The sequence below is a fragment of the Martelella sp. genome (assembly GCF_984369615.1).
This window is the reverse complement of sequence record NZ_CFHTCS010000496.1, coordinates 1-2,539: the sequence shown is the minus strand read 5'-3', so window position 1 is coordinate 2,539 and position 2,539 is coordinate 1. Positions and strand designations below refer to the sequence as shown.

General features: G+C 61.8%; 2 protein-coding genes. One reads left to right on the top strand and one right to left on the bottom strand.

From position 1 onward, the window contains the following. Positions 1-640: cyclic nucleotide-binding domain-containing protein (locus AC5DC2_RS22795; protein WP_491700141.1), on the bottom strand; the 640-nt coding region annotated here is incomplete at its 3' end. A gap of 242 nt (positions 641-882) precedes the next feature. On the opposite strand from AC5DC2_RS22795, the gene AC5DC2_RS22790 reads away from it, so the two are divergent. Then, the coding region (locus tag AC5DC2_RS22790; protein WP_491700140.1) for an MFS transporter at positions 883-2,539 on the top strand (1,657 nt) is incomplete at its 3' end.

The window sequence follows — 2,539 nt, the reverse complement described above, 5'->3', positions numbered from 1 at the left end:
CGGTAAGCCGGATCGACGTTCCGTCGACCTCGACGCCGTAGGGCTTCAGCGTGTTGAAGGCGCGTGACAGGTTTTCCGGCGTCATGCCGAGCAGCGAGGCGAGCGTGCGCTTGTCATAGGGCAGGTCGAATGTGCCGGTGCCATTGCCGAATTCATGGTCCTGGCGCAGCAGCGTGTTCGCCAACCGTTCGACGGAACTGCGCAGTTTGAGCCCCTTGTGCTCCTTGATGACGTAGCGATAGCTGCCGGCCATTTCCAGCACCATGGCCCTTGCGAAGGCGTCATCGAGCTCGAAGATCGAGCGGACGTTTTCCGAGGGGATCAGAAGGATTTTCGAGCGCGCCCGCGTGCGTGCCGACATCAGATAGACCGCATCCTTCAAGACGGCGGCCAGGATGAAGGCGCTGATCGGATGCACCATCGCCATCGTCGCCTCGCGGCGGTTGGCATTCGCGTAAAGCTCGACGCAGCCTTCGATCACGACATAGAGGAAATCAGCCGGATCGCCCTCATGCACCAGATCGAGCTGCGGCGGAAAGGTCTGGAGATAGGCCGCCTGCATAAGCGCCTCGAAGTTCTCCTCGCCCATGCTGTTGAACAGGCCGAGCGCCCGCACCTGGGGCAAATCGGATGACCGCATCACTTTGCCTTGATTTTTTTCGTATCTTCAATTGATAAATTTAGCAGCATCACCCGGCATCCGCAACAGCCTGGTTTGACGATGATGTCTGCACAGGGAGGCAATTTCACATGCAATTCTTGTTTGTTCCGCGCCACCCGTCAACCTTGACTTAGGTCAACTTCGCAGGGCTACAAAGCCTTCTAGCTCTCAGGCACAGTTTCCAATGAGCGGCCTTCCGCTCGAGCCTTAGGGGGCATTTCATGTCTGCAGTTGACGGTGTTTCGCGAAGCGATCAGCGCCGGGCGCTCGGTCTCAGCACTGTGGCCTTCACGGTCTGTTTCGCGGTCTGGACGATCTTCGCCATCATCGGGGTCGAGATCAAAAGTGAACTCGGCCTCTCCGAAACCCAGTTCGGCATTCTGGTGGCAACGCCGGTTCTCACCGGCTCGCTGACGCGGCTGATGCTCGGCATCTGGACCGAGCAGTATGGCGGGCGGCTGGTGTTTCCGTTGCAGATGCTGCTGGCCGCCGCGGCGACCTTTCTCCTGACCAGCGCCACGACCTATCCGCTGTTTCTGCTCGCCGCCCTTGGCGTCGGCCTTGCCGGCGGCTCCTTTGCGGTTGGCGTCACCTATGTCTCGCACTGGTATCCGCCGGAAAAGCAGGGCACCGCGCTCGGCATTTTCGGCGCCGGCAATGTCGGCGCGGCGGTGACGAAATTCGGCGCGCCTTTCGTCATGGTGGCCTTCGGCTGGCAGGCGGTGGCCAATGTCTGGGCCTTCGCGCTTGCCGCCATCGCCGTCATCTTCTTCGTGTTTTCCAAACATGATCCGGTGTTCGAGGCCCGCCGCCTCTCCGGCGCGAAGGCGACCACGGTCGCGGCCCAGCTCGCGCCGCTGAAGAACCTGCAGGTCTGGCGCTTCTCGCTCTACTATTTCTTCGTCTTCGGCGCCTTCGTCGCGCTGGCGCTGTGGCTGCCGCATTACCTCGTCGATGTCTACGGCGTCGATATCCGCACCGCGGGCATGGCGGCGGCCGCCTTCTCGCTCTCGGCCAGCCTGTTCCGCGCCTATGGCGGGCATCTCGCCGACCGGTTCGGCGCGCGCTCGGTGATGTACTGGACCTTCGGCTTTGCGCTGCTTCTGCTGTTCATGCTGTCCTACCCGCCGACCAGCTACACGATCCATGCCAAGGGCGGCGACATCATCTTCTCGACCGCGATGAGCTTCGGCGCCTTCGTGCTGATGATCTTCTGTCTCGGTTTCTTCATGAGCCTCGGCAAGGCGGCGGTCTACAAGCATATCCCGGTCTATTATCCCGACAATGTCGGCTCGGTCGGCGGTCTCGTCGGGATGATCGGCGGTCTCGGCGGCTTCGTTCTGCCGATCGTCTTCGGCACGCTCCTGGATCTGACCGGGGTCTACACCACCTGCTTCGCCTTCCTGTTCCTGCTGGTGTTGGTCGCCCTGACCTGGATGCATCTTTCCATCCGTCAGATGGAGCGCCGCAACCGGGCGGGTGACGACACCCTGCCGGAACTGCCGGAATTCGAGGGCATGACGCCGAAGACATCCGCCGCGACGCTCACCGAATGGAACCCGGAAGACGCAACCTTCTGGGAACAGACCGGACGCAAGATCGCCAAGCGCAATCTGTGGATCTCCATTCCCGCGCTGCTTCTGGCCTTTTCGGTCTGGATGGTCTGGTCGGTCGTCGTCGCGCGGCTTCCCGCGATCGGCTTCGATTTCACCGATGCTCAGCTCTTCTGGCTGGCCGCGCTGCCGGGGCTTTCGGGCGCGACACTCAGGATCTTTTATTCCTTCATGGTGCCGATCTTCGGCGGCAGGCTGTGGACCACGCTTTCCACCGCCTCGCTGCTGCTGCCGGCCATGGGCATTGGCTATGCCGTGCAGAACC